The sequence below is a fragment of the Pseudotamlana agarivorans genome, assembly GCF_001642835.1.
Classification (GTDB): domain Bacteria; phylum Bacteroidota; class Bacteroidia; order Flavobacteriales; family Flavobacteriaceae; genus Pseudotamlana; species Pseudotamlana agarivorans.
This window is the reverse complement of sequence record NZ_LXEI01000001.1, coordinates 143716-169495: the sequence shown is the minus strand read 5'-3', so window position 1 is coordinate 169495 and position 25780 is coordinate 143716. Positions and strand designations below refer to the sequence as shown.

Genomic DNA, 25780 nt, shown 5'->3' with positions numbered 1-25780 from the left:
GGGCTTAACTCTTTTTTAGATGAAAAAAATTCAAATGGTAGACCTTAAAGGTCAATATAGTGAGATAAAAGATATTGTTAATCCTTCCATTCAAGAAGTTATAGAAAACACCGCTTTCATAAACGGTCCTAAGGTTCACGAATTTCAGAAAAACCTAGAAACTTACTTAGACGTAAAGCACGTTATTCCTTGTGCCAATGGTACCGATGCCCTTCAAATTGCAATGATGGGGTTAGGTTTAAAACCTGGGGATGAGGTGATCACTGCTGATTTTACCTTTGCAGCTACGGTTGAGGTGATTGCCTTACTTCAATTAACTCCCGTTTTAGTTGATGTTAATGCAGATGATTTCAATATTAATATAGAAGCGATTAAAAACGCTATTACGCCAAAAACCAAGGCGATTGTACCAGTGCATCTTTTTGGGCAATGTGCCAATATGGAAGCGATTATGGAGCTAGCAAAAGCTCATAATTTATTTGTAATTGAAGATAACGCCCAAGCTATTGGAGCCAATTATACCTATGCCGATGGTACAAAAGTAAAGGCAGGAACCATAGGGAATGTTGGAGCGACTTCTTTTTTTCCATCTAAGAATTTAGGATGTTATGGTGATGGTGGTGCTATTTTTACAAATGATGATGATTTAGCTCATACCATTCGCGGAATTGTAAATCACGGAATGTACGAACGTTACCATCATGATGTCGTTGGGGTTAATTCACGCTTAGATAGTATTCAGGCTGCGGTTTTAGATGCTAAACTACCACTTTTAGATAAGTATAATAATCGTAGAATTGAAGCTGCAAATAAATATGACGCGGCTTTTAAGGGTCTTGAAAATATTGTTACGCCTTATCGTTATGGCGATATAGATAATCATGTGTTTCACCAATATACTTTACAAGTTAAGGGTGTAGATCGTGATGCCTTAGTAAAGCACCTAAATGAAAATGACATTCCTTGTGGTGTGTATTATCCAATTCCACTACATAGACAAAAAGCCTATGTAGATGAGCGTTATAATGAAGCCGATTTTGAAGTGACTAATCAATTGGTTAAGGAAGTGATTTCATTACCTATGCACACCGAATTGGACGACGAACAAATACATTTTATAACAACAACTATAATAAGCTATTTAAATGAGTAAAATTTTAGTCACAGGCGGCCTAGGTTTTATAGGTTCGCACACTGTAGTAGAACTACAGAATGAAGGATATGAAGTCGTTATTATTGATGATTTATCGAATTCTTCTGAAAAAGTATTAGACGGCATTACAGCCATAACAGGTAAAACACCCCTTTTTGAAAAGTTAGATTTAAAAGAAAAAGCTGGCGTTGAAGCTTTTTTTGCTGAACATAACGATATCAACGGTGTGATACATTTCGCAGCAAGTAAAGCTGTTGGCGAAAGTGTACAAGAGCCTTTATTGTATTATGAAAACAATATAAGCACCCTAGTTTATATTTTAAAAGAGTTGAAAAAACTACCTGAAGCCTCTTTTATTTTTAGTTCTTCTTGTACGGTTTACGGTCAGGCAGATGAGCTACCAATCACAGAAAATGCCCCAGTAAAACAAGCTGAATCCCCTTATGGAAATACCAAACAAATAGGAGAAGAAATTATTAGTGATACCTGTAAAGTGGTTCCAAGCTTAAAAGCTATAGCACTGCGCTATTTCAATCCTGTTGGAGCTCATGAATCTGCTGCAATAGGAGAGCTTCCTATTGGAGTACCTCAAAACTTAGTGCCGTTTATTACCCAAACAGCCATTGGTTTACGTGAGCAATTATCTGTTTTTGGTGACGATTACCCTACGCCAGATGGTACCTGTATTCGAGATTATATTCACGTTGTAGATTTAGCTAAAGCACATGTGGTAGCCTTAAAACGTTTGTTAGAAGGAAAAAACAAAGCGAACTATGAAACCTTTAACTTAGGAACAGGAACGGGAAGTTCAGTTTTAGAAGTTGTAAAGTCTTTTGAAAAAGTTTCTGGTGAAAAATTAAATTATAAAATCGTAGGTAGAAGAGCGGGAGATATCATCTCTGCATATGCCGATACGAATAAAGCTAACGATGAGTTAGGCTGGAAAACAAAACTTTCTCTAGACGATGCGATGCGTTCGGCTTGGAAGTGGGAACAAAAAGTAAGAGCGGAACAGTAAGCTTCCGTTTTTACTAAAATTAAAAAAGCATTAAAACCTCAAGTTGAAGTTTTAATGCTTTTTTTTATCTATTTCTGACTCTTTTCCTTCGGACGAATAATCATTCTAAAAGATTGGTCTTTGTTGATGTAGTATCCCATCCAGTCGTAAAAGGCGCGCATTCTATTTCTAAAATTAACTAACGACATGATGTGTACAAAAATCCAAACCCACCAGGCTATAAATCCTTTTAGGAAGAATTTTTGGTTAGGACCATCGGTAACTGCCTTGTTGGTGCCAATAATGGCCATGGATCCTTTGTCGTTATAACTAAAGGCTTTCCAGTCGTTAGATAATAGGTTTTTTCCTAAATTAAGCGCTTGTTGAATGGCTACTTGTGCCAATTGTGGATGCCCATCAGGGTGTTTTTTATCATCCATAACTATAGAGCCGTCTCCAATCGCATAAATATTCTTGTAGCCTTCCACTAAATTATGACCGTTTGTTTTTAAACGTTTCCCACGGCCATAAGATGCTTCTTTAAAACCCTTAAAGGTTCTTGCTGATATTCCCGCGGCCCAAATTAAATTTCTAGAATGAATTTCTGTGCCATCAGAGAGGTAAACCACATCATCTTTAAAGTCATTAACAAAGGTATTTAGTTTAATATTGATGCCGTAGTCTTTTAACTTATCATAGGTGTATTCTTGTGTTTTTTTAGACATGGCAGCCAATACGGCATCCTGCCCATCAATTAAATAAATGTCACCTAAGTCAGAAGTGTCTAATTCGGGGTAGTCCTTCGCTAAAATATGAGCACGCATTTCAGAAAATAACCCTGAAAGTTCTACGCCTGTAGGGCCTGCTCCCGCAATAACAAAAGATAATAGGGCTTTTCTTTTGTTAGGATCGGTAATACGTGTAGCGCGTTCGAGTCGTGTAAAAATTAAATTTCGAAGCGCGAGAGCATCCGAAATGGTTTTCATCGGTAAGCTAAGCTTAGCGATATTTTCATTGCCAAAAAAATTGGTTTCAGCACCTGTAGACATGACTAAAATGTCGTAGTGTAATTCACCGTTGCTTAAAATGATTTTGTTTTCTTCAGGGATAACCTCTTGCAGTTCACCCATTCGGAATCCTACGTTTTTATTTCGTAATATTTTTCTGTAAGGGTAACTAATAGCCGAAGGCTCCATAAATCCTGCAGCAACTTGGTATAAAAGCGGAGGAAAGAAGTTGTAATTATTTAAATCGACTAAAATGACTTTAAAATGACTTTGATTTTTTAGTTGATCGACCAGTTGTAAACCAGCAAAGCCTCCACCAACAATAATAATGGTTTTTTCTTTTTTCATAGAACAATTTTGGTAGTTGTGTAACAATGTTTAGTTGTTACAAAGATACACGTGTTTTTTATGAAATGTAAGAGAGGAGTTGATAAAATTTGTTAGATTTTAGAGGTATTATAAATACAAAAACGGACTAAAAAAAGTTGATTTTTAGTCCGTTTACAAATTTTATATATGCTGTGTTTTTAAGCCGTTTTCTGCTTTTTAAAACTCATTAATAGTAAAATTATCATACCAGCACTCACCGACATATCGGCTAAATTAAAGATGCCCGTTTTAAAAACGCCACCTAAGTCTATAAACAAAAAATCAGTTACTGAGCCATATACAATTCTATCGTAAACATTGGCAATACCACCACCAATAATACTGGCAAATGCAAAAAGCGACCAGTTATCGAGTGTTTTGTCTTTTAAAATGTGTCTTAATACAAGACCTAATACAACAATAGGCAGTATTAATAAAAGAATAATACGAAGGGTTGGATTCAAATCGCTTCCCATGCCTAAAAAGGCTCCTGTGTTTTCCACATTCATAAGAGTGAAATAGTCTCCAATAATAGGAATGCGTTCGCCCGGTTGGGTATCGGTTCTACCAACTATGGTTGCTCTAACAATCACTTTTGAAATTTGATCGGCAGCAATGGTTAGGAAAATAACCAAAAAAATGTAGATGGAACGTTTAGTAATTTTCATCTAAATTAATTTTCTAAAGTAGCCGAAACAGTTTCAGAAGCTCTATTAATCTTTTTAACCAAACCTTGTAAAACTTTTCCAGGACCAACTTCAGTAAATAAAGTGGCACCATCGGCAATCATTTGCTCAACAGACTGCGTCCAACGTACAGGAGCTGTTAACTGAGAAATTAAGTTTGCTTTTATGGCGGCTTCATCGCTTACAGCGTTTGCAGTAACATTCTGGTAAATTGGGCAGTTTGGTTTGCTGAATGTCGTGTTTTCTATAGCAGCAGCAAGCTCTTCACGTGCAGGCTCCATAAGTGGTGAATGAAAAGCGCCACCAACAGGTAATACTAAAGCACGTCTTGCTCCAGCATCTTTTAAGGCTTCACAAGCTTTATTAATAGCTTCAATTTCTCCTGAAATCACTAATTGCCCCGGGCAGTTGTAGTTAGCTGCAACCACAACACCTTCGGTTTGTTTACAAATATTTTCAACCAGGTTATCTTCTAAACCTAAAACAGCAGCCATAGTACTTGGTTGTAGTTCACAAGCTTTTTGCATGGCTAAAGCACGTTGAGATACAAGTTTTAATCCGTCCTCAAAAGTTAAAGCACCATTTGCAACTAAGGCCGAAAACTCTCCTAAAGAGTGTCCTGCAACCATATCTGGTTTAAAACTATCTCCTAATGTTTTTGCTAATATCACTGAATGTAAAAAGATTGCAGGCTGAGTTACTTTAGTTTCCTTCAAGTCTTCTGCAGAACCTTCAAACATAGTGTCTGTAATTTTAAAACCTAAAATTTTATTGGCTTTTTCAAATAATTCTTGTGCTAAGGCAGAGTTTTCATAAAGATCTAAACCCATTCCAGTAAACTGTGCGCCTTGACCAGGAAAAATATATGCATTCATTGTTTTTAATTTTTTAGAGCTGCAAAAATAAGCATTATAAATTTAGTCGTTATCTATGCTTTTAATAATTTTGGCAGGATTTCCTGCAACCACAACATCATCTGGAAAGCTTTTAGTTACTACGGCTCCAGAGCCAACAACAACATTATTTCCTAAAGTTACGCCTGGGCAAATGGTAGCGTTGCCACCAATCCAAACATTATCGCCAATGGTAATCGGTTTAGCATATTCTTTGCCGCTGTTTCTAGCTTTAAATTCTAAAGGATGTGTAGCGGTGTATATTTGTACATGTGGCCCAAACATGCAATTGTCTCCAATAGTTACTGTAGCGACATCTAAAACACAGCAGTTAAAGTTCATAAACAGGTTTTTTCCTGCTTTAATATTACTTCCATAATCGCAGTGAAAAGGTGGTTCAATAAACAGGTTTTCTCCGGCGTTGGGTAGGATTTTATATAAGGTAGCCTGACGTTCCTCTAGGTCTAATTCGCTTAAAATATTGAATTTATGAAATAATAAACGTACTTCATGTCGTGCTTTGACCAATTCGGGATCGGAAGGGCTGTACATGTGGCCAGCTAACATTTTATCTTTTTCAGTCATAGCTATTTTTGTTTAGAAAGTAGCGATAGCAGCTTCAGCGCAGCGTTCACCATCCATGGCTGCTGAAACAATACCTCCAGCATAACCACCGCCTTCGCCACAAGGGTATAAATTGGTGATTTGTGGATGTGCTAAATGATCGGTTCTAGGAATGGAAACCGGCGATGAGGTTCTAGATTCTACCCCAACAATATTGGCTTCTTCAGTATAATAACCTTTCATTTTTTGTCCGAAGGCCTCAAAACCTTTTCGTAATCTCCCGCCAATAAATTTTGGAAGTAAGGAGTGAAGCGGCGCCGAATTTAATCCGGGTTGATAAGAGCAGTCATTCAAACTGTTAGAAAATTTACCTTCTACAAAATCGGTTAGACGTTGTGCTGGAGCGACCTGACTTCTTCCGCCTGCCGTAAAAGCCAAACGTTCTAAGTTTTTCTGGTATTCTAGACCTTTTAATACGCCAAATTTTTCATACTTAGGTAAATCGGTGTCTACATTAATTTCAACAACAATACCCGAATTGGCATATAAATTATTCCGTTTTGATGGAGACATACCGTTTACAACCACCTCACCATTGGCTGTGGCAGCTGGAACAATAAATCCGCCAGGACACATACAGAATGAATATACACCTCGGTTGTTTACTTGTTGCACTAAACCGTAAGAAGCCGCGGGAAGTAATTCACTTCGTTCTCCTGAACAGTGGTATTGAATAGAATCAATAATATGTTGTGGATGCTCTACGCGAACACCCATAGCAAAAGACTTTGCCTCTAGGGCAATGGCCTTGTCGTGTAGCAAATAAAAAATATCTCGTGCTGAATGACCCGTTGCTAAGATAACTTTTTCAACCGCTAGTTCTTCTCCGTTTTGAAGTTGAACGGCATGTATGCTATTATTTTTTATTTTGAAATCTGTTACTCGAGTTTCAAAATGAATTTCGCCACCATATTTGAGAATGGTTTCACGAATGTTTTGCACCACTTTAGGTAATTTATTGGTGCCAATATGCGGATGCGCATCAATTAAAATTTGATCGGTGGCGCCATGATATACGAGGTTTTCAAAAATACGTCGCACATCGCCACGCTTTAAACTTCGGGTGTATAGTTTACCGTCGCTATAAGTTCCTGCTCCACCTTCGCCAAAACAATAATTGGAATCTTCATTTACAAAGTGTTCCTGGTTTATAGCTCTTAAATCTCTACGACGATCTTGTACATTTTTACCGCGTTCTAAAACAATAGGTTTCATGCCAAGCTCTATACAGCGTAAAGCAGCATACATACCTGCAGGACCAAATCCAATTATATGAACCGATTTGGCTTTTGAAACATCTTTGTAGTCAAACTGATATTCGGAGGTTTTAGGTAACATTTCGCGAATATATACGGCCACTTTATAATTGAAAATGATCTTTGGTTTTCGAGCATCAATAGATTTTCGTAACACTTTTACGCCAGTAATGTCTTCTCTGTCTATATCGAGCTTTACGGCCGATTTTAACACTAGAATATCGCTACGCTCTTCCTCTGCTAGCGTGATACGAAGTTGAATTTCTTTTACCATACTGCGAAATTAATGAAAATTGTATTGCTTTTAAGAATCACAAATAAAAAAGCTTGCAGAATCAAATTGATGATTTTGCAAGCTTTATATAGCTTTAGTATGTTTAATTAAAATCTAAATGTTTTAAGAGTAAATCTGGGAAATTATTATTTGTTCCAATTTGTTAACGTACGTTTAATACTTTCTGCTTTTATCAAATAATACACGGTCCAAATTAAAATCCAGAAGAAGATGCCTATACAAAGGATCTTTGTTGTTAAATGATTAAAAACAGTAGGCATGTAGATATAAAAAAGTACAAGAATAAGCCCGCCAATAAAATTGTAAATCATGGCATTTTTAAGGCTCATTTCTACGAGTCCTGTCAAGAAATTCCAACCGAATAAACGATCGGATAATATAATTTTATTAGGGTTAGAAAAGTCGGCAATAACTCTGAATGAAAAATCAGATTCAACTATAAGCTTATCGTGCTTTCTTTCGAATTTATAATGGAATTTTTGCAATAAAGCTTCTGTTTTATCTATTTCCAAAGTGTTTAAGGTTATTATTTTCTAACGTAAGTGATAAATGAAAATTCGTATTCATTTTTATCATCGGTAGGGTGGAACTTGTGCTCGGTTTCTTTCCAAATCTTTTTATCAATTTCAGGGAAAAAGGTGTCGGCTTCAAAGTTTTCATGGACGCGGGTCAATTCAATTTTATCGGCTAAATCTAAAGCTTGTTCATAAATTTGACCACCACCAATAATATAAGGTTGTGGGTCGTTTTTACAAAAATCAATAGCCTCTTGAAGGCTGTTCATCACAATAACACCTTCCGGCACCGTGTAATCTTGTTGTCTACTAATCACAACGTGTGTGCGATTTGGTAGTGGTTTTGGGAAACTTTCAAACGTTTTACGTCCCATAATAATATGGTGCCCGCTCGTTAAAGCTTTAAAACGTTTTAAGTCGTCACTTAAATGCCATATTAATGCATTGTCTTTTCCTATCGCGTTGTTTTCCGCGGCAGCGACAATAATAGTAAGCTCTTGGTTTGAAGTCGTTGTTGTTGGTGCGATAGCTGCTTTAGTCACTGGGGTTTTCTTTATAGCCTCTTCTTTAGGTAATCCCGCCTGCAGTTGTTCAATACGCTTTTTCTGTTTGTCAACTAACTTGGCTAATTGCTTTTGTTCCCAGTCCTTACCCATAAATCTATGAGTGACATACACGTTAAAGGCATGATATACAAAAATAAATGACCATATAAGAATCGCAAAAACAAACCATTCGGCACCCAGTATTTGAGTTAATTCGGTACCCATACCCAATACCGTATTGGCAAGTATTAAAAAGGCACTACCAATTAAAAATAAAACAAAGTGGAAATACAGTCTCTTTTTTTGTTTAATACGTTTTTGAGCATTTTTAATAAGTTCTAATTGCTCTTTGTCTATTTCTGGTATGGATTTCTTTTTGCCGAACATAATTATAAAAATAATAACGGTAAAGTTAGTGCTTTTTTATTGAGTTTAAAATGTTTAATTGATAATGGCTGTTTCTAAAATATCTTAATATTTGAAGGGTTAAAAGCTTCTGAAAATGAAGTTTTTATCAGCTTTAGTTGTTGGTAATACGATAAATTTATGATTGAAATATTTTGTAAGTATTATTTTTTTTGAACCGAAATTATTAAAATGATAATTCTTTCACTATGAGATAACTAAATCATTGTTTGTGCTAAAATCTTTATAAATTAGTAGCTATAACAACACTGAAAATTTTAATTATGGCTATCAAAAAACAATATTTAAAAACAAAACCAGTATGTAAAGTAACTTTTGCGCTTGAGGCTGAGGCAGCAAAAAAAGTATCTGTTGTAGGAACTTTTAACGACTGGAATGATAAAAAAGCAGTCTTAAAAAAGCTTAAAAATGGAACTTTTAAAGGGACTATTGATTTGGATGCAGGAAACTCGTATGAGTTTAAATATCTGGTTGATGGCGTTTATGTAAATGACACTGAAGCTGATGCCTATGCATGGAATGATTATGCAGGTGCAGAAAACAGCGTTTTAAATTTGTAAGATATAATAAAAAGACTGGAAGGCCATTAGATGGTATGCCGTACTGAAACTGTCGAAATCTCTTGATGTACTTAGGTGTCTAATGGGATTCGACAGGTTCAAGCTGACAAATATATTGAATGAACGTCTTTTTAGGTTGTTTTATAATTATATCGCGACCTGACCTTTAATATGTGGATGCGGATCGTAGTTTTCAAGCGTAAAGTCTTCAAATTTAAAGTCGAAAATATCTTTGACCTCCGGATTTATCTTCATGGTAGGAAGTGGTCTTGGCTCTCGTGATAATTGCAGTTTTAACTGTTCAAAATGATTGTTGTAAATATGTGCATCACCAAAGGTATGGATAAATTCTCCAGCTTGGTAACCGCAAACTTGAGCCATCATCATGGTGAATAATGCGTACGATGCAATGTTAAAAGGCACGCCTAAAAATATATCGGCACTACGTTGGTAGAGTTGGCAAGATAGCTTTCCGTTGGCCACGTAAAACTGAAAAAAAGCATGACACGGTGGAAGTGCTGCTTTTCCGTTTGCGACATTTTCGCTAAAAGATTTTGAAGTATCAGGTAAAACAGAAGGATTCCAGGCCGAAACTAACATGCGTCGACTATCAGGATTATTTTTCAAACTACTAATAACCTCTTTAATTTGGTCTATTTCATCACTGTTCCAGTTACGCCATTGATGTCCGTAAACAGGACCTAAATCACCATTTTCATCAGCCCATTCATTCCAAATTCTAACACCATTTTCTGTAAGATAATTGATGTTAGTATCGCCTTTTAGAAACCAAAGCAACTCATAAATAATCGATTTTAAGTGTAGCTTTTTGGTTGTAACCATAGGGAAACCTTCGCTTAAATCGAATCGCATCTGGTAACCAAACACACTTTTTGTTCCCGTTCCTGTGCGGTCTTCTTTTAAGTTTCCGTGTTCTAAAACGTGCTTAACTAAATCGTGATATTGCTTCATAGGCCTATTCCTGCGTAGGCAGGAATCTCTTAAAAGGTGAAAATTCCGTAAAAAAATGAATAAATTCTGCAATGGCGAATTTAAGGAAATTGAAAGATTCTGAATAGATTTTAACAAACTTAGATGTTAAAAGTTATTAACGCCATGGCTTTTTAGATGGAATTCTATAATCGTAAAGGGTTAAATTAAATTGTTTTTAGACTAAGCAATTTGGATGATTTACTTAGATCTTTCAGGTTTATTTGATAGGAAAGGAAATTCAGTTTGAAAAACTGTAATGCAAATTTATGGTGATTTTTTTTATGTGATAAACATGAGATTCTTGCTTTCTCAGGAATTTGTTACCCAATAATCATCCCCGCAATAGTAGCCGAAATTAAAGAAGCGATAGTACCACCAATTAAAGCTTTCATGCCAAATTGTGATAGGGTTTTACGTTGCCCAGGAGCTAAGGAACCAATACCTCCAATTTGGATGCCTATAGAAGCAAAATTTGCAAAGCCACAAAGCATATAGGTTGCCATAATCACCGATTTTTCGTAATTAAGATGAATCGCGTTTGCCGTATTTTTTAATTCACTAAGTTGTATATAGCCTACAAATTCACTTGCTGCTAACTTAATGCCTAGCAATTGCCCCATCATCATAATGTCTTCTTTAGCAACCCCAATAAGCCACATTAGTGGAGAGAAAACAGTACCTAAAATGGCTTCAAGAGACAAGGCGTTGTATGGTGAGTTTTCACTAACCCACAAGTTAAAATTACCAATACTACCAATTTTTAAAAGGCCATAGTTTATCATGGCAATAAAGGCTACAAAAACTAAAAGCATGGCCGCGACATTGGCTGCAAGCTTAAAACCTTCGGTTGTTCCAATCGCGATAGAATCTAAAATATTGTCGCCAATTTTTTGTTTAGAAACCATGACATCTGTTTCAATGGCTTCGGTCTGCGGATATAATATTTTAGAAATAACTATAGCGCCAGGAGCTGCCATAACCGATGCGGCAAGTAGATGTTTGGCGAAAAACTCACGCAATTGCATATCATCACCACCTAAAAACTGAATATAAGCCGCAAGCACACCGCCGGCAACGGTAGCCATGCCGCCTATCATTACCAGAAGAATTTCAGATTTATTCATCTTCTCCAAGTAAGCTTTTATCATTAAAGGCGCTTCGGTTTGACCTAAAAAGATGTTACCTGCAACACTTAAGCTTTCTGCTCCCGAAATACCTAATAATTTGGTAAGTAACCAAGCCATAGCTTTTACCACTTTTTGTATGACTCCAAGGTAGAATAACACCGAAGTTAGGGCTGAAAAGAAGATAATAGTTGGTAATATGGTGACTGCAAAATTTATAAGCGGACTTTCAATGGTGCCAGATATAAATGATTTGAACAAGAATTCGGTACCAGCTTCTGTAAAAGTGAGAATTTTATTGAATGCCTTTCCTAGATATTTAAAGATGTTTTGAATGAAAGGCACTTTTAATACACCAATCGCGATAATTAGTTGAAACGCTAAACCGATACCAACAGTTTTCCAATTGATGGCCTTACGGTTACTGCTGAATAAAAAAGCAATAACAATAAGTGAAATCATGCCCAGTATACCACGCCATAAGCTGTTCATGGAAAAACCTTGACTTGGATGAATAGCACTATTTATACTGGATTCTGTGGCTTCGGGGGTGCTTGTTTGTCCAATTTCTTCATTGATATGCTCTACAAGAGTACGCGTAGAATCTGTAGCAATACTTTGTTGAACGGAATCAGTAACAATGTTGTTTTGTGTTTCTTGGGAAAACCCTTGTGACGACGTTAATAAACAGATGGCGACAATACACAAAAACAACTTTTTCATAGTCTAAAAATAAGGATTACTCACGTTTGGAAATTTCATCTCGAATATGAGCTGCTTTTTCATAGTCCTCTGTAGCAACGGCTTCTTCTAATAATTTTTGAAGCTCCTCTATGGTTTTACCTTTATAGGTTTCGCGTTGCTCATTAGGATTAGGTTCCATTTCATTGGCAACAAGTTCATCTAAAATAACACTGTCTTCTTGGTCTTCATCTTCTTTTTTAGGATTTACTTTTAAGTAGATTCCCGCTTTATCAAGAATGTTTTTATAAGTGAAAATAGGGGCTTGAAAGCGTAGAGCTAAAGCGATAGCATCACTAGTTCTAGCGTCTATGATTTCTTCAATTTTGTCGCGCTCACAAATTAAGCTAGAATAAAAGACGCCATCAACAAGTTTGTGTATAATCACTTGTTTAACCACTACATCAAATCGGTCGGCAAAATTTTTAAATAAATCGTGTGTTAAGGGTCTTGGCGGGCTAATTTCTTTTTCTAAAGCAATGGCGATAGACTGCGCTTCAAAAGCACCAATAACGATAGGGAGTTTGCGGTCGCCGTCAACTTCATTTAATATTAATGCGTACGCGCCATTTTGCGTTTGGCTATAGGAAATTCCTTTTATATTTAATCTTACTAAACTCATATATTTAAAACGTAAAGAACCGCTTAATTTAGAACTTAACCAACCGAGCGTACCCATTTGGTATAAAATGCTAAATTAAGCAGTTCTTTAGGACTACACAATTTATAAAAAATAAATTATTGTTGAGCTTTAAAAGCTTTTAATTTTTCTATTAAGGCAGGAACCACTTCAAAGGCATCGCCTACAACACCGTAATCGGCAGCCTTAAAGAAAGGTGCTTCAGGATCGGTGTTAATCACCACTTTAGTTTTTGAAGCACTTACACCAGCTAAATGCTGAATAGCTCCAGAGATACCAATAGCAATATATAGATTAGAAGCAACAGGTTTTCCGGTTTGTCCAACGTGTTCGCCATGTGGGCGCCAACCTAAATCAGAAACAGGTTTCGAGCAAGCAGTTGCAGCACCTAAAACTTCGGCTAATTCTTCAATCATACCCCAGTTTTCAGGACCCTTTAATCCTCTTCCTCCAGAGACAACGATTTCAGCATCGGCAATAGTAACTTTGTCTGTCGCTTTATCAACCGACTCAACAGTAACACCAGCACTTGGTAATTCAGGCGAGAAGTCTTCCGCGGAAGCGCTAGCACTATTTTCCACCAATCCGAAGGCATTATTAGAAACACCTATTATTTTTACATCGGTATTAATTTGAGTGGATTCGAAAGCTTTATTAGTAAACGCTGTACGTTTTACTGTAAATGGATTGGTGTTTGACGGGACTTCAACAACATTTGAAGCGTAACCTGCCGACAAGCCAACCGCTAATAACGGCGCTAAATACTTGCTGTCGGCGCTAGAACTTAGAACGACCACTTTAGTGCCCTCTTTTTCTGCAGCTTGCTTAATAATAGCGGCATAAGTTTTTGCTGTAAATTTATCGAGTTCCGATTGATTAACTTGAAGCACTTTATCGACACCATATTTACCAAGTTCGGCAGTGTCGTTAGTGTTAATAGCAATAGCTGTAACGCTTGTTCCTAGTTGATCGGCAACGGCTTTAGCGTAAGATGCCACTTCGAAAGCAGCCTTTTTTAGTTTGCCTTGTTCTGATTCTGTATATACTAAAACGGACATAAATATACTTTTTTTCATTTCCGCGAAAGCGAAAATTTCATTAATGAATTTTGTTTTTTTACCTGAGTTTGTTTCAGGATCTGATGATAATTTCGGTATTTTAACGAACATCTCCCTAATCATTTACCCTCCCATGGAAAGGCTAGGGGAGACTTATATCACCTTAGCTTCGTTATGAAGTAAGTTTACTAATTCGTCTAAATTATCTGGGGAAACTAAAGTTACCGCGCCTTTTGGTGCTGGTTTTTCGAAGGCTACAGAGGTAGTTTCAGCCTCAGAGCTTACGGGTTCTACTATAGTTAAAGGCTTTTTTCTGGCCATCATAATACCTCTCATGTTCGGGATGCGTAAATCGCTTTCTTCCACTAAACCTTTTTGACTACCAATAACTAAAGGTAATGCTGTAGAAACAGTTTCTTTACCACCGTCTATTTCTCTTATCGCTTTCGCGGAAGTACCCTCAACTTCTAATCCAATACAGTTGTTTACAAAATTAGCGTCGGTAAGTCCGGCAAGCATTCCAGGAACCATGCCACCGTTATAATCGATTGATTCTCTACCAGCAATAATTAAATCGTAAGCACCTTCTTTAGCCACATGAGCTAATTGTTTAGCTACTGAAAAACCATCGGTAGCTGTAGTGTTCACACGGATGGCTTCATCGGCACCAATAGCCAAGGCTTTACGTAAAGTAGGCTCGGTGTCGGCATTACCAACATTCACTACGGTAACCTGAGCGCCTTGTTTTTCCTTAAACCACATGGCACGGGTTAATCCGAACTCATCATTAGGATTAATTACAAATTGTACACCAGTCGAATCAAATTTCGTGTTGTCGTCGGTGAAGTTAATCTTCGAAGTAGTGTCTGGAACATGACTTATACACACTAATATTTTCATTTGTATAAATTTTATAATGATTAGATCTCAATGTCATACCCGAACTATCTGTATAATCATACAAATCGTGATTTAAGGTATCGTCTTAAGAAGTTTTAAGTAAAATCGTCTGAAAAATTCAGGATACGAAGTTAATTATTTTATTCTGATTATTTGATATGGCACTCTAGTAAATAGGTAAAATAAGCCCGTTAAACTTTGTGAATTGATAAAATGATATACAAATTTTGAAGGGATTAATAATTGGATAATCTAAAATTAAAATAAAAGGGATTGGCCTTTTCATATATTCCTATTAATTGTGAGTTATTTCTGTTTTTTTACTAAAAATAATTTTTCCTGAATTTTACATATGCTTTTTATGGTATAGTATGGGCAATAATTATTATTTTTGCTACTCGAATAAAAATAAACTTTAATGAAGACAATTCAATTTAGAGAAGCTATTTGCGAAGCAATGAGCGAAGAAATGCGCAGAGATGAGAGCGTTTACTTAATGGGTGAAGAGGTAGCAGAGTACAATGGTGCTTATAAAGCATCTAAAGGCATGTTAGACGAGTTTGGTGCCAAACGTGTTATTGATACACCAATTGCAGAGCTTGGTTTTGCTGGTGTTGCTATAGGATCTACAATGACTGGAAACAGACCTATTGTAGAGTATATGACCTTTAACTTTTCGTTAGTTGGAATTGATCAAATTATAAATAACGCGGCTAAAATCAGACAAATGTCTGGTGGACAGTTTAATTGTCCGATTGTTTTCCGTGGTCCTACAGCCTCTGCTGGTCAGTTAGGAGCGACGCACTCTCAAGCTTTTGAAAACTGGTTTGCAAATACACCAGGTTTAAAAGTAGTTGTGCCATCAAACCCATACGACGCAAAAGGCTTGTTAAAAGCATCTATTCGCGATGAAGATCCAGTTATTTTCATGGAAAGTGAGCAGATGTACGGTGATAAAGGTGAAGTGCCAGAAGGTGAGTACATCATTCCTTTAGGTGTTGCCGATATTAAGCGTGAAGGTACCGATGTTACTATCGTGTCTTTTGGTAAAATCATTAAAGAAGCTTACAAAGCAGCCGACGAATTAGAGAAAGAAGGTATTTCTTGTGAAATTATCGACTTACGTACGGTACGTCCAATGGATAGAAAAGCGATTGTAGAGTCGGTAAAGAAAACAAACAGATTAGTTGTTTTAGAAGAAGCATGGCCTTTTGGAAGTGTTGCTACTGAAATTACGTACTTAGTACAATCTGAAGCTTTCGATTATCTTGATGCTCCAGTTGTTAAAATAAACACAGCAGATACACCTGCACCGTATTCTCCAGTATTATTGGAAGAATGGTTACCTAACAAAGATGAGGTAATCAAAGCGGTAAAAAAGGTGATGTATAAATAAATTGTAATTTATTACAATAATATAAACTTCATCAACATTTTATGTTGGTGAAGTTTTTTTTATTATGAGGATAAGACTTTTTCTAGCTTTATTTTTTACATGTTTTTGCGCAGTGTATGCGCAAACCAAAGTTAGTGGTTATGTTTTTGATGAAAATAAGGAGCCTATTGCCTTTGCAAACGTTATTTTCAGTGGTTCTACTCAAGGAACCATCACCAATGAAGATGGTCGTTTTTATTTGGAGTCTGATGAAACATGGTCTGGTGTAACCGTTTCTTTTATCGGTTATGAAACTTTAAAAATTCCGTTAGAAAAAAGAATAAACTACGATTTAAAATTCACACTAGTAGAGGCTGCAGCTCAATTAAACGAAGTTTTTATTGTATCCGGCAAGCAGCCCAAAAAGAATAATCCCGCCATCGATTTACTGCGCAAAATATGGGAGCATAAGCGTAGTAACGGTCTAAAACAATTCAATCAGTATCAATATAACAAATACGAAAAACTCGAATTTGATATCAATACCATAGACAGTGCGCTTATAAAAAGCAAATTGTTTAAAGGTATGGAGTTTGTTTTCGAGGAGGTAGATACCTCTAAAGTAACTGGGAAAACCTACTTGCCCATTTTTGTGAATGAAGCTGCTTCTAAAGTATATGGTGATAATGTATTGAAGAAATACAAAGAAATTCTTCAAGGGAATAAAAACTCGGGGTTTAGTGATAACCAGAGTCTCATCGATTTTGTTAAGGATTTGTATGCTGATATCAATGTGTATGATAATTACCTGAAATTTTTCGATAAAAGTTTTGTTAGTCCGCTGTCAAGAACAGGGATTAATACCTATAACTATGTTTTAGCCGATAGCGCTTATATTGATAATAAGTGGTGTTATAATATTATTTACTACCCAAGGCGAAAAAATGAACTCACTTTTAAAGGTGATTTTTGGGTAGCCGATACCACGTATGCCATCAAGGAAATAAACCTACAAGCTTCTAAAAGTGCTAATATAAACTGGGTAAAAGAAATTTATATCGAGCAGGAGTTTGAAGTGCTTAACGATTCGCTATTCTTAGTGAAACGTGATTATATGATGTCGGATTTTGCGCCAAGTAAAAAGGAGAAGTCTCGCGGACTTTACGGAAAGCGTACAACGCTCTTCGATAATTACGAGTTCGATATTGTAAAGGACAAGAAATTTTACGAGAAAGAAGTGAACTATTACGATAAGGATGTCTATAATCGTGATGATGCCTTTTGGGATGAAAACCGCATGGAGCAGTTGAGTAAAGACGAAAAGGGTGTTTACAAAATGCTCGATACCTTAAAAACGGTAAAAAAGTTTAAAAATCTATATAGTGCAGGTACTGTTTTGGCCTCTGGCTATTATGAGTTTAATACCCTGCCTTTAGATTATGGACCTGTATTTTCGTCGTTTGGATATAACGAAGTGGAGGGGTTTAGAACCCGTGTGGGTGGTCGTACATATTTTGGTCGAAACGATTTATGGCGTATTGAAGGCTTTATGGCTTATGGGTTTCGAGATGATAAGTTTAAGTATGGTATTTCAGGAAAAGTGCTGTTAGACAAAAAAACGCGTTTGATTATTTCGGGAGGAAACCGTCGGGATATCGAACAAATAGGGGCGAGTTTAACCAACTCTACCGATGTGCTAGGGCGTAGTTTTGCTTCATCTGGGCTTTTTACAACAGCAGCCAACGATAAACTTACTAATATCAATTTATCGACTTTATCCCTAGAATTTGAACCTGTAAAAAATTTCACGGTGAGATTGGGTGGGAGTTACAGAACATTAGAGTCAGCTTCAGATACCTTTAGTTTAGATTATTACGATCCCAACTCTCCAACAGGGATTTCTTCTGAAATTAAACAATATGAAACCGAATTATTAATGTCTTTTTTTCCAAATCGAAAAATGACGGGATTCGGGGTGGAACGTACAGCTGCGAACGACGATTTTGCGCAAATATTTGCTTTAATTACCAAAGGTGTGAAGGGCAGGCACAATGATAATTTTGATTATACTAAACTTCAGTTTCGCTATGTGCAACCCTGGCAAGTTGGTGGTTTTGGAAGACTTTATACCACCATTGAAGCAGGAAAAACCTTTGGAACCGTACCACTCGGTCTGTTAAGTGTGATTCCAGGAAATCAGAGTTATTTCTCGATTTATAATACTTTCTCGCAAATTGATTTTTATGAATTTGTAACCGATGCGTACACTTCGGTACATGTAGAGCATAATTTTAACGGCCGCTTATTTTCTAGAATTCCTTTAATTAAAAAATTAAATTTAAGAGCCATCGCAGGATTTAGAACCGTTATAGGAAGCATTTCCCAAGATAATATCGACTTGAATGCTTCAGGATTAGTGTATCAAGCACCGTCTGAAATACCTTATTATGAATACAGTTTCGGTATCGGGAATATTTTTAAAGTTTTCCGTTTGGACTTCAATTTCCGAGGCAATTATCTAGATGAAGTTAAAAATCCGAATGCCCGACAATTTGGTATTACTGGAGCGTTTGGATTTAGTTTTTAAGATAGAGGTAAGTTCTAAGAACAGTATGTTTAATAAATTTTTAATATAAATTACTTGTTAAAGCATTTAAGTTACTATACTTTTAACCGCTGTAATGAAAAAGTCATTTTTTAAATACTTCATTTTTCTTTTTGCACTCTTACTTGTTGGTCAGAGTACCTCGTTTGCTGAGGTAAGACAACAGGAGGCCAGTGCATCTACCTCAAAGACTTTTTCAAAAGAATCACAACTTTTTTCAAAATCACATTCATCAACACATCTTCTTGATATAAAAGTTGATGAAATTGAAATTGAAGAATACAAGAATAGTCTTCGTAAAAAAACAAGTCTTCAATACGATTTTACTACATGGTTTGAAGCCTTTATAGCATTTATCACATTTGAAAAAGGGACACCACGCTTTTCAAATACCCTTCCACTAAAAGTATCGAATAAGCGATATATCTTATTTCAGGTTTATAGGTTATGAAACTTTAGTAGTCATTACTTGTCTATTAAACACCCATAAGATTTAGTCTTTATGGGGTAAAAGAGATGTGTTTACATTTCTCAAAACAAACCAAAACCCAAATATTTTATATTTTAATTATGATACAAAAGAGTCTTCTTTTGGCGGGCTTGTGTATGCTATTATTAAGCACAAGTTGCCAATCGGAAAAGAAAAAACACGAAAAGGAAATCGAGTTTTTAGTTACTAATCCGATAAAAATAGACACCACAATAACTAAAGATTATGTGTGTCAAATCCATTCCATTAGAAATATTGAAGTAAGAGCATTAGAAAAAGGTTATCTAAAAACCATTTATGTTGATGAAGGCCAGTCCATTAAAAAAGGACAAAAAATGTTCGATATTATGCCGAATGTCTATCAAGCCGATTTACAAAAGGCTAAAGCAGAGGCCGATGTAGCTCAGATTGAATACCAAAACACAAAAATGTTAGCCGATGAGGATGTGATTTCTCAAAATGAGTTAAACATGGCTAAAGCAAAACTAGAGAAAGCAAATGCTGAAGTGTCTTTAGCGCAAACCCATTTAGGTTTTACAAATATTAAAGCACCATTTGATGGTATTATGGGGCATTTACATGTTAGAGGCGGTAGTCTTTTAGATGAAGGCGAACTGCTTACGTCTTTATCTGATAACAGTAAAATGTGGGTGTATTACAATGTGTCGGAAGCTGAATATTTAGATTTTATTACCAATATAGACCGAAATAAGGACCAAGAAGTTAGTCTGTTAATGGCTAATAATCGGGTGTTTCCTCATAAAGGTATTGTAGAAACTATAGAGGGTGAATTTAATAATCAAACAGGAAACATTGCCTTTAGAGCCGTTTTTACAAATGAAGAAGGCATTCTACGACATGGTGAAACCGGTAGTATTCTTATGGAAGTGCCATTTAAAGATGCTATTATCATCCCTCAAAAAGCAACCTTCGAAGTTTTAGACAAAAAATATGTTTTTGTCATCGATGAGAACAATACAGTAAAACAACAAGAAATCACGCTTCGTGGTGAGTTACCTCAACTTTTTGTTGTCGATCAAGGACTTTCTGTGCAAGATAAGATTTTGTTAGAAGGTATTCGTATGGTTAAAAATGGAGAAAAAATCCATTATAAAGTGGAAGATGGCCATACTGTTATAAAGCACTTAGAAATGTACGCTGAGTAATAACCCCTTATAAAATAACAAGATGTTTAGTAAATTTATAAAAAGACCCGTGTTGGCTATTGTCATATCGGTAATCATTGTATTTACAGGGTTATTGGCAATAAATCGATTGCCTATCTCTCAGTTTCCCCAAATCGCTCCAACGACTGTTAATATATTTATTGCCTATCCAGGAGCGAGTGCCGATGTGCTTGTTAAATCCACATTAATTCCGTTAGAAACAGCAATTAACGGCGTACAAGATATGCGTTATATCGCTTCGGATGCCACCAGTGCTGGTGAAGGGACGTTACGTATAATTTTTGAACCAGGAACAGACCTCAATCAAGCCGTAGTCAGGGTGAAAACTAGGGTCGATCAAGTCATGCCTTTACTGCCAGAACTGGTTCAGCGAGAAGGTGTGGTTATCACTCCTGTGCAGCCGAGTATGTTAATGTATGTCAATCTGTATAGTAAGAAAAAGGATAACGACGAGAAATTTCTATACAATTATGCCTACACTAAAATAGTACCCGAAATTCAAAGAATTAAAGGTATTGCAAGTGCTCAAATACTAGGAAGTCGTAAGTACGCCATGCGTGTATGGTTAAAACCAGATCGTATGCGTGCTTATAAAGTTTCAGCAGAAGACGTTCTTGAAGCTATGGATGAGCAAAGCATTATTGCTAGGCCTGGCCGTTTAGGACGAAGTTCAGGTAAAAAAGCACAATCCTTAGAATATGTTTTAACATACGAAGGGCGGTATAATGAACCCGAACAATATAAAGATATCATCATTAAGGCCACCGAAGAAGGTGAAATTTTGAAATTAGGTGATATTGCCGATGTCGAATTAGGAAGTGAGTTTTTTGATATTTATTCCAATCTCGACGGACAACCATCGGCTTCTATCGTGTTGAAACAAACTTTTGGAAGTAATGGTAGTGATGTTATCGATGCTGTAAAAGAAAAATTAAAAGAACTTAAAGAAGATTTACCTCCCGATGTAGATTATAAAATAAGTTATGATGTTTCAAACTTTTTAGATGCCTCCATAGAACAGGTTATCGATACCTTACGCGATGCCTTCATATTGGTGGCCATCGTAGTATTCTTATTTTTAGGAGATTTTCGATCGACCCTCATTCCAATTATTGCTGTTCCCGTTTCCCTTATCGGAACCTTTTTTATCATGCAGCTCTTTGGATTGTCTATCAACCTTATTACTCTTTTCGCTTTAGTTTTAGCCATTGGTATTGTGGTTGATGATGCCATTGTCGTCGTTGAAGCCGTCCATGTTAAAATGGAGGAAGAGAACCTTTCACCATATAAAGCGGCTTATGCTGTTTTAGGCGAGATTGGTGGTGCTATTCTAGCCATAACCATGGTTATGGTTTCGGTGTTTATTCCAATTGCATTTATGTCTGGTCCAGTGGGGGTATTCTACCGTCAATTCTCAATAACTATGGCTGGTGCCATTATTTTATCGGCCATTGTAGCACTTACATTAACGCCAGTTTTATGTGCTATGATGTTAAAGAATAATCATGGAAAGCCAAGGAAAAAATCACCTATAAACAGGTTCATCGATTGGTTTAATTCCAAATTTGATACCCTAACTTGTGCTTATGTAAAGGTTTTAAAAGTTATTGTAAACCGTCGTGTCATTACATTTGGACTCTTAATAGCCTTCTGTGTAGGTATATTTTTAACAAATAAAGTGCTTCCTGCAGGTTTTATTCCAAATGAAGATCAAGGAATGATTTATGCTATCGTGCAAACACCACCAGGAGCTACTCTAGAACGTACCAACGAGGTGGCTCACAAGCTTCAAAAAATTTGTGAAGAGACTGAAGGTGTAGAGTCGGTGTCTTCTTTAGCGGGTTACGAAATTATGACCGAAGGTCGTGGTTCTAACGCAGGAACCTGTTTGATTAACTTGAAACCTTGGTCGGAACGTCATCATTCTGTTCATGAAATCATGGAAGAATTGGAAGAGGAAACAAAAGACCTAGGTGCTGTAATTGAATATTTCGAACCGCCAGCGGTACCAGGGTTTGGATCCTCGGGAGGTTTTGCCTTACGCTTACTTGATAAAACAAACTCTACCGACTATCATGAGTTTGAGAATATTAATACACAGTTTATGGATGCTTTAAGAGCACGTAAAGAACTAGCGGGATTATTCACTTTCTATGCTGCTAATTATCCACAGTATAAATTGAAAATTAACAATAAGGTGGCTATGCAAAAAGGGGTTTCGATAGGGAAAGCTATGGAAAATCTTAACATTTTAATTGGTAGTACCTATGAACAAGGATTTATTAAATATGGTAGATTCTTTAAAGTTTATACACAAGCGGCTCCAGAATATAGAGGCATGCCATCGGATTTAGAAAAGCTTTTTGTTAAAAATGAAGACGGTGAAATGGTGCCGTATTCGTCATTCATGACCATGGAAAAAACATTAGGGCCTAATGAGATTACGCGATATAATCTCTATAACTCGGCAGCTATAAGGGGACTTCCGGCAGCAGGTTTTACTAGTGGTGATGCGATTAAAGCCATTCAAGAAGTGGCTAAAGAAAAATTGCCAAGAGGTTATGGTATTGCATGGGAAGGACTGTCTTACGATGAAGCTTCAAGAGGTAATGAATCGCTATATATTTTCATGGTGGTTCTAATCTTCGTGTACCTCGTATTAGCAGCGCAATATGAAAGCTTTCTGTTGCCTTTAGTTGTTATTCTATCACTACCAGTTGGAGTTTTTGGTTCCTTTTTATTATTAAAATTGATGGGGCTTGCAAACGATGTGTATGCCCAAATTGGGGTCATCATGTTAGTCGGATTATTGGGTAAAAATGCCGTTTTAATTGTTGAGTTCGCCGTACAAAAACGGATTGAAGGTGCAACCATTCTTGAGGCCGCAATAGAAGGTGCCAAAGTAAGGTTTAGACCAATTTTAATGACCTCCTTTGCCTTTGTAGCAGGGTTAATTCCTTTGGTGATAGCCACAGGAGCAGGCGCTATTGGAAACAGGACCATTGGTGGTTCGGCCATGGGTGGTATGCTTATAGGTACGCTTCTAGGGGTATTAGTTATTCCTGGGTTATACTACATTTTTGCAAAAATGGCAGATGGACGCACGCTTATAAAAGACGAGAAAGTAGAAACCGTCTCAGAAGAGTTTATGCGTGCTAGTGAAAATAATATAGAGGTTAAAACAGAGCTTTCTAAAATTAAAAAGCTTTTGAAAAAAATAACTAAAAAATCAGAAGATGAATAAGAAAAAAGCCATGGTGCGACATTATAAAAATACAGTTTTTCTTGGCGTTATTCTGCTAACGAGTCTTTATTCTTGTGTGCCTTCTTTAGAAGTTATGCAAGAACATAAGGATGTGCCTAATCAGTTTAAAAACCAAACATTGGATACCGTAAATACAGCACGGGTGAAGTGGAATGACGTTTTTACTGATGTTTATTTAAGGACACTTATTGAAGAAGCGCTTAAGAATAACCAAGAGTTGAATATTACCTTGCAAGAAGTTGAAATGGCAAGGAATGAAGTGGGAGCTAAAAAAGGAGAATATCTTCCTTTTGTAGACATACGTGCTGGTGCCGAAGTTGAAAAAGTTGGTCGATATACCAGTCAAGGTGCTAGTGATGCGAATAACGATATTAAACCAGGTAAAGAATTTCCAGAGCCATTAGGAAATTATGGTATCGCACTTGAAGCCAGATGGGAGCTAGATATCTGGAAGAAGTTGCGCAATGCTAAAAAAGCGGCTTACCAACGTTATATTGCTTCTGTTGAGGGTAAAAATTTCCTAGTAACTAATTTAGTTGCTGAAATTGCTAATTCATATTACGAATTACTTACCCTTGATAATCAATTGGCAATTGTTCAGGAGAACATTAAGATTCAAAGTAACGCTTTAGAAATTGTTAAGCTACAAAAAGCTGCAGCTCGAGTAACACAACTCGCAGTAAGTAGGTTTGAAGCTGAAGTATTGCATACTAGGAGTTTAAAATTCGATATTCAGCAGAAGATTACCGAAACTGAAAATAAAATTAATTTTTTAGTAGGGCGTTATCCGCAGCCAATAGAACGTAGTTCAAAATCTTTTTACGATTTGGTTCCAGATACGTTTTTGGTTGGTGTGCCAGCACAGTTGTTAGATAATCGCCCCGATATTAGAGAGGCCGAGTTAGAATTGGAGGCTGCAAAATTAGATATTAAAGTAGCTAAAGCTCGGTTCTATCCCTCGGTAGGTATTTCAGCGGGTGTAGGTTTCGATGCTTTTGATCCTTCATTATTATTGGAAACTCCGGCATCTTTAATTTATTCTTTGGTAGGCGATATTGCCGGACCATTAATCAATAGAAATGAAATAAAAGCATTGTACTACAATGCGAATGCTAAACAAATTCAGGCCGTTTTTAATTACGAGCGTACCGTTTTAAACGCCTATTTAGAAGTTGCAAATCAGCTTTCTAATATTAGTAATTTAGAACAGAGTTTCGATTTAAAATCAAAGAAAGTAGATGCGCTTACGCGTTCTATTGGAATTTCTAACACACTTTTTAAATCGGCAAGAGCCGATTATATGGAAGTGCTGTTAACTCAAAGAGATGCCTTGGAGTCTAAGTTTGAATTGGTGGAAACCAAAAAAGAACAAATGAATGCCATGGTTAATATGTATCGGGCTCTGGGAGGTGGTTGGAACTAAACGTTTTGCCTTTATAGTTATTAATTGGTTTGATGTAAACCCTCTTAAGTATTATGCTTAGGAGGGTTTTTTATACAATAAAATAGATGATCATAAAAAAAACACATGTGTATAATCTTACATTTATAGAAATATACTTACATTTGAGCGATTCAAATCTATCAAATGTATAAATCATGCCTGGAAAACCAGCCGCAACTTTAGGAAGTCATCATACGTGTCCCATGTGTAGTGGTACGACGCCTCATGTGGGCGGACCCGTAATTAAAGGAGAGGTTAATGTATTGTTTAATAGCAAACCTGCAGCTACTTTGGGTAGTTTATGTACTTGTGTAGGTGGTCCTGATACTATTATTTCTGGGAACCCCTCGGTTTTGATAAATGGTAAACCTATGGCTTGCGTGGGGGATTCATCGGCTCACGGCGGAATAGTAGTTATGGGAGAAGCTAATATTTTAATTGGAAGCAGTGTGGTGGAACCATCAAAGGTCCTGCCTGCGGAAAAAATTCCATTTCCTAAAATTAGCACGATTGATCGCTTAAAATCTGTCGTTGTTGGTCAGGGTGAAAGCCTTAAAGTTGCCGAACGAAATCAGGAAGCCTCTAAGAAGCGTGGTTATTTAGTTGAAGTCGATTTTAGTATTTAGTAAAAC

At 36.5% G+C, this 25780-nt stretch carries 22 protein-coding genes; 10 read left to right on the top strand and 12 right to left on the bottom strand.

Features of this window, described 5'->3' with window-relative positions; translation table 11 throughout:
• Positions 1 to 19 precede the first annotated feature (19 nt).
• Positions 20 to 1153: a DegT/DnrJ/EryC1/StrS family aminotransferase gene (locus tag A6I66_RS00700; protein WP_067144807.1), complete on the top strand. Its 1134-nt coding sequence runs from the start codon at positions 20 to 22 to the stop codon at positions 1151 to 1153.
• Positions 1146 to 2171, top strand: a complete 1026-nt coding sequence (gene galE, locus A6I66_RS00695; protein WP_067144806.1) for a UDP-glucose 4-epimerase GalE — start codon at positions 1146 to 1148, stop codon at positions 2169 to 2171. Before A6I66_RS00700 ends, galE begins: the two co-directional genes overlap by 8 nt.
• 68 nt (positions 2172 to 2239) lie before the next feature.
• On the opposite strand, the gene A6I66_RS00690 is transcribed toward galE, so the two are convergent.
• The 7 genes from A6I66_RS00690 to A6I66_RS00660 all read right to left on the bottom strand — a co-directional run bounded on the left by A6I66_RS00690 (position 2240) and on the right by A6I66_RS00660 (position 8727).
• Positions 2240 to 3505, bottom strand: a complete 1266-nt coding sequence (locus tag A6I66_RS00690; RefSeq protein WP_067144805.1) for an NAD(P)/FAD-dependent oxidoreductase — start codon at positions 3503 to 3505, stop codon at positions 2240 to 2242.
• Between the two features lie 179 nt (positions 3506 to 3684).
• A complete protein-coding gene (gene lspA / locus A6I66_RS00685; protein WP_067144804.1) occupies positions 3685 to 4194 on the bottom strand; it encodes a signal peptidase II in 510 nt (169 codons plus the stop codon).
• A gap of 5 nt (positions 4195 to 4199) precedes the next feature.
• Positions 4200 to 5087 carry an ACP S-malonyltransferase gene (fabD, locus tag A6I66_RS00680; RefSeq protein WP_067144803.1) on the bottom strand — a complete coding sequence of 296 codons (888 nt, stop codon included), beginning with the start codon at positions 5085 to 5087 and terminating at the stop codon, positions 4200 to 4202.
• Positions 5088 to 5129: 42 nt separating this feature from the next.
• Positions 5130 to 5690, bottom strand: coding sequence for a sugar O-acetyltransferase (locus tag A6I66_RS00675; protein ID WP_067144802.1), 561 nt, complete (start codon positions 5688 to 5690; stop codon positions 5130 to 5132).
• Between the two features lie 12 nt (positions 5691 to 5702).
• On the bottom strand, positions 5703 to 7259 hold the full coding sequence (locus A6I66_RS00670; RefSeq protein ID WP_067144801.1) for an NAD(P)/FAD-dependent oxidoreductase: 1557 nt from the start codon (positions 7257 to 7259) through the stop codon (positions 5703 to 5705).
• Positions 7260 to 7405: 146 nt separating this feature from the next.
• Positions 7406 to 7792, bottom strand: a complete 387-nt coding sequence (locus A6I66_RS00665) for a hypothetical protein (protein WP_067144800.1) — start codon at positions 7790 to 7792, stop codon at positions 7406 to 7408.
• Positions 7793 to 7806: 14 nt separating this feature from the next.
• On the bottom strand, positions 7807 to 8727 hold the full coding sequence (locus A6I66_RS00660; RefSeq protein ID WP_067144799.1) for a dihydrofolate reductase: 921 nt from the start codon (positions 8725 to 8727) through the stop codon (positions 7807 to 7809).
• Positions 8728 to 9029: 302 nt separating this feature from the next.
• Between A6I66_RS00660 and A6I66_RS00655 the strand changes: the two genes are divergently transcribed.
• The gene (locus tag A6I66_RS00655) at positions 9030 to 9326 is read left to right on the top strand and encodes an isoamylase early set domain-containing protein (protein WP_067144798.1); all 297 of its coding nucleotides are present in this window, start codon (positions 9030 to 9032) and stop codon (positions 9324 to 9326) included.
• A gap of 147 nt (positions 9327 to 9473) precedes the next feature.
• Here the strand turns inward: A6I66_RS00655 and A6I66_RS00650 are convergent, their stop codons facing one another.
• The 5 genes from A6I66_RS00650 to A6I66_RS00630 form a co-directional block, all read right to left on the bottom strand.
• Entirely contained in the window at positions 9474 to 10298 is an 825-nt protein-coding gene (locus A6I66_RS00650) for a thymidylate synthase (RefSeq protein ID WP_067144797.1), read from the bottom strand.
• Between the two features lie 341 nt (positions 10299 to 10639).
• Positions 10640 to 12166, bottom strand: coding sequence for a NupC/NupG family nucleoside CNT transporter (locus A6I66_RS00645; RefSeq protein WP_067144796.1), 1527 nt, complete (start codon positions 12164 to 12166; stop codon positions 10640 to 10642).
• Positions 12167 to 12182: 16 nt separating this feature from the next.
• Complete coding sequence (locus tag A6I66_RS00640) at positions 12183 to 12806, bottom strand: bifunctional nuclease family protein (protein ID WP_067145570.1); 624 nt, start codon at positions 12804 to 12806, stop codon at positions 12183 to 12185.
• A gap of 116 nt (positions 12807 to 12922) precedes the next feature.
• Positions 12923 to 13882 (bottom strand): electron transfer flavoprotein subunit alpha/FixB family protein, encoded by a 960-nt coding sequence (locus tag A6I66_RS00635; RefSeq protein WP_067145568.1) that lies wholly within the window; start codon positions 13880 to 13882, stop codon positions 12923 to 12925.
• A 153-nt stretch (positions 13883 to 14035) separates the two neighbouring features.
• Positions 14036 to 14782, bottom strand: a complete 747-nt coding sequence (locus A6I66_RS00630; RefSeq protein WP_067144795.1) for an electron transfer flavoprotein subunit beta/FixA family protein — start codon at positions 14780 to 14782, stop codon at positions 14036 to 14038.
• Between the two features lie 418 nt (positions 14783 to 15200).
• On the opposite strand from A6I66_RS00630, the gene A6I66_RS00625 reads away from it, so the two are divergent.
• The 7 genes from A6I66_RS00625 to A6I66_RS00595 all read left to right on the top strand — a co-directional run bounded on the left by A6I66_RS00625 (position 15201) and on the right by A6I66_RS00595 (position 25774).
• Positions 15201 to 16178 (top strand): pyruvate dehydrogenase complex E1 component subunit beta, encoded by a 978-nt coding sequence (locus A6I66_RS00625; protein WP_067144794.1) that lies wholly within the window; start codon positions 15201 to 15203, stop codon positions 16176 to 16178.
• Between the two features lie 64 nt (positions 16179 to 16242).
• The gene (locus tag A6I66_RS00620) at positions 16243 to 18744 is read left to right on the top strand and encodes a DUF5686 and carboxypeptidase-like regulatory domain-containing protein (protein WP_067144793.1); all 2502 of its coding nucleotides are present in this window, start codon (positions 16243 to 16245) and stop codon (positions 18742 to 18744) included.
• A 94-nt stretch (positions 18745 to 18838) separates the two neighbouring features.
• Positions 18839 to 19213: a hypothetical protein gene (locus A6I66_RS00615; protein ID WP_067144792.1), complete on the top strand. Its 375-nt coding sequence runs from the start codon at positions 18839 to 18841 to the stop codon at positions 19211 to 19213.
• A 122-nt stretch (positions 19214 to 19335) separates the two neighbouring features.
• Entirely contained in the window at positions 19336 to 20418 is a 1083-nt protein-coding gene (locus tag A6I66_RS00610) for an efflux RND transporter periplasmic adaptor subunit (RefSeq protein ID WP_067145566.1), read from the top strand.
• A gap of 22 nt (positions 20419 to 20440) precedes the next feature.
• Positions 20441 to 23683 (top strand): efflux RND transporter permease subunit, encoded by a 3243-nt coding sequence (locus A6I66_RS00605; RefSeq protein ID WP_067144791.1) that lies wholly within the window; start codon positions 20441 to 20443, stop codon positions 23681 to 23683.
• Positions 23676 to 25127 carry a TolC family protein gene (locus A6I66_RS00600; protein WP_084399365.1) on the top strand — a complete coding sequence of 484 codons (1452 nt, stop codon included), beginning with the start codon at positions 23676 to 23678 and terminating at the stop codon, positions 25125 to 25127. Before A6I66_RS00605 ends, A6I66_RS00600 begins: the two co-directional genes overlap by 8 nt.
• Before the next feature lie 176 nt (positions 25128 to 25303).
• Positions 25304 to 25774, top strand: a complete 471-nt coding sequence (locus A6I66_RS00595; RefSeq protein ID WP_067144790.1) for a PAAR domain-containing protein — start codon at positions 25304 to 25306, stop codon at positions 25772 to 25774.
• Positions 25775 to 25780 lie beyond the last annotated feature (6 nt).

Bases quoted from the DNA above. Each gene is read 5' to 3' on its own strand.
- A6I66_RS00700 (WP_067144807.1), top strand. From the start codon at position 20: ATGAAAAAAATTCAAATGGTAGACCTTAAAGGTCAATATAGTGAGATA.
- galE (WP_067144806.1), top strand. From the start codon at position 1,146: ATGAGTAAAATTTTAGTCACAGGCGGCCTAGGTTTTATAGGTTCGCAC.
- A6I66_RS00690 (WP_067144805.1), bottom strand. From the start codon at position 3,505: ATGAAAAAAGAAAAAACCATTATTATTGTTGGTGGAGGCTTTGCTGGT.
- lspA (WP_067144804.1), bottom strand. From the start codon at position 4,194: ATGAAAATTACTAAACGTTCCATCTACATTTTTTTGGTTATTTTCCTA.
- fabD (WP_067144803.1), bottom strand. From the start codon at position 5,087: ATGAATGCATATATTTTTCCTGGTCAAGGCGCACAGTTTACTGGAATG.
- A6I66_RS00675 (WP_067144802.1), bottom strand. From the start codon at position 5,690: ATGACTGAAAAAGATAAAATGTTAGCTGGCCACATGTACAGCCCTTCC.
- A6I66_RS00670 (WP_067144801.1), bottom strand. From the start codon at position 7,259: ATGGTAAAAGAAATTCAACTTCGTATCACGCTAGCAGAGGAAGAGCGT.
- A6I66_RS00660 (WP_067144799.1), bottom strand. From the start codon at position 8,727: ATGTTCGGCAAAAAGAAATCCATACCAGAAATAGACAAAGAGCAATTA.
- A6I66_RS00655 (WP_067144798.1), top strand. From the start codon at position 9,030: ATGGCTATCAAAAAACAATATTTAAAAACAAAACCAGTATGTAAAGTA.
- A6I66_RS00650 (WP_067144797.1), bottom strand. From the start codon at position 10,298: ATGAAGCAATATCACGATTTAGTTAAGCACGTTTTAGAACACGGAAAC.
- A6I66_RS00645 (WP_067144796.1), bottom strand. From the start codon at position 12,166: ATGAAAAAGTTGTTTTTGTGTATTGTCGCCATCTGTTTATTAACGTCG.
- A6I66_RS00640 (WP_067145570.1), bottom strand. From the start codon at position 12,806: ATGAGTTTAGTAAGATTAAATATAAAAGGAATTTCCTATAGCCAAACG.
- A6I66_RS00635 (WP_067145568.1), bottom strand. From the start codon at position 13,882: ATGTCCGTTTTAGTATATACAGAATCAGAACAAGGCAAACTAAAAAAG.
- A6I66_RS00630 (WP_067144795.1), bottom strand. From the start codon at position 14,782: ATGAAAATATTAGTGTGTATAAGTCATGTTCCAGACACTACTTCGAAG.
- A6I66_RS00625 (WP_067144794.1), top strand. From the start codon at position 15,201: ATGAAGACAATTCAATTTAGAGAAGCTATTTGCGAAGCAATGAGCGAA.
- A6I66_RS00620 (WP_067144793.1), top strand. From the start codon at position 16,243: ATGAGGATAAGACTTTTTCTAGCTTTATTTTTTACATGTTTTTGCGCA.
- A6I66_RS00615 (WP_067144792.1), top strand. From the start codon at position 18,839: ATGAAAAAGTCATTTTTTAAATACTTCATTTTTCTTTTTGCACTCTTA.
- A6I66_RS00605 (WP_067144791.1), top strand. From the start codon at position 20,441: ATGTTTAGTAAATTTATAAAAAGACCCGTGTTGGCTATTGTCATATCG.
- A6I66_RS00600 (WP_084399365.1), top strand. From the start codon at position 23,676: ATGAATAAGAAAAAAGCCATGGTGCGACATTATAAAAATACAGTTTTT.
- A6I66_RS00595 (WP_067144790.1), top strand. From the start codon at position 25,304: ATGCCTGGAAAACCAGCCGCAACTTTAGGAAGTCATCATACGTGTCCC.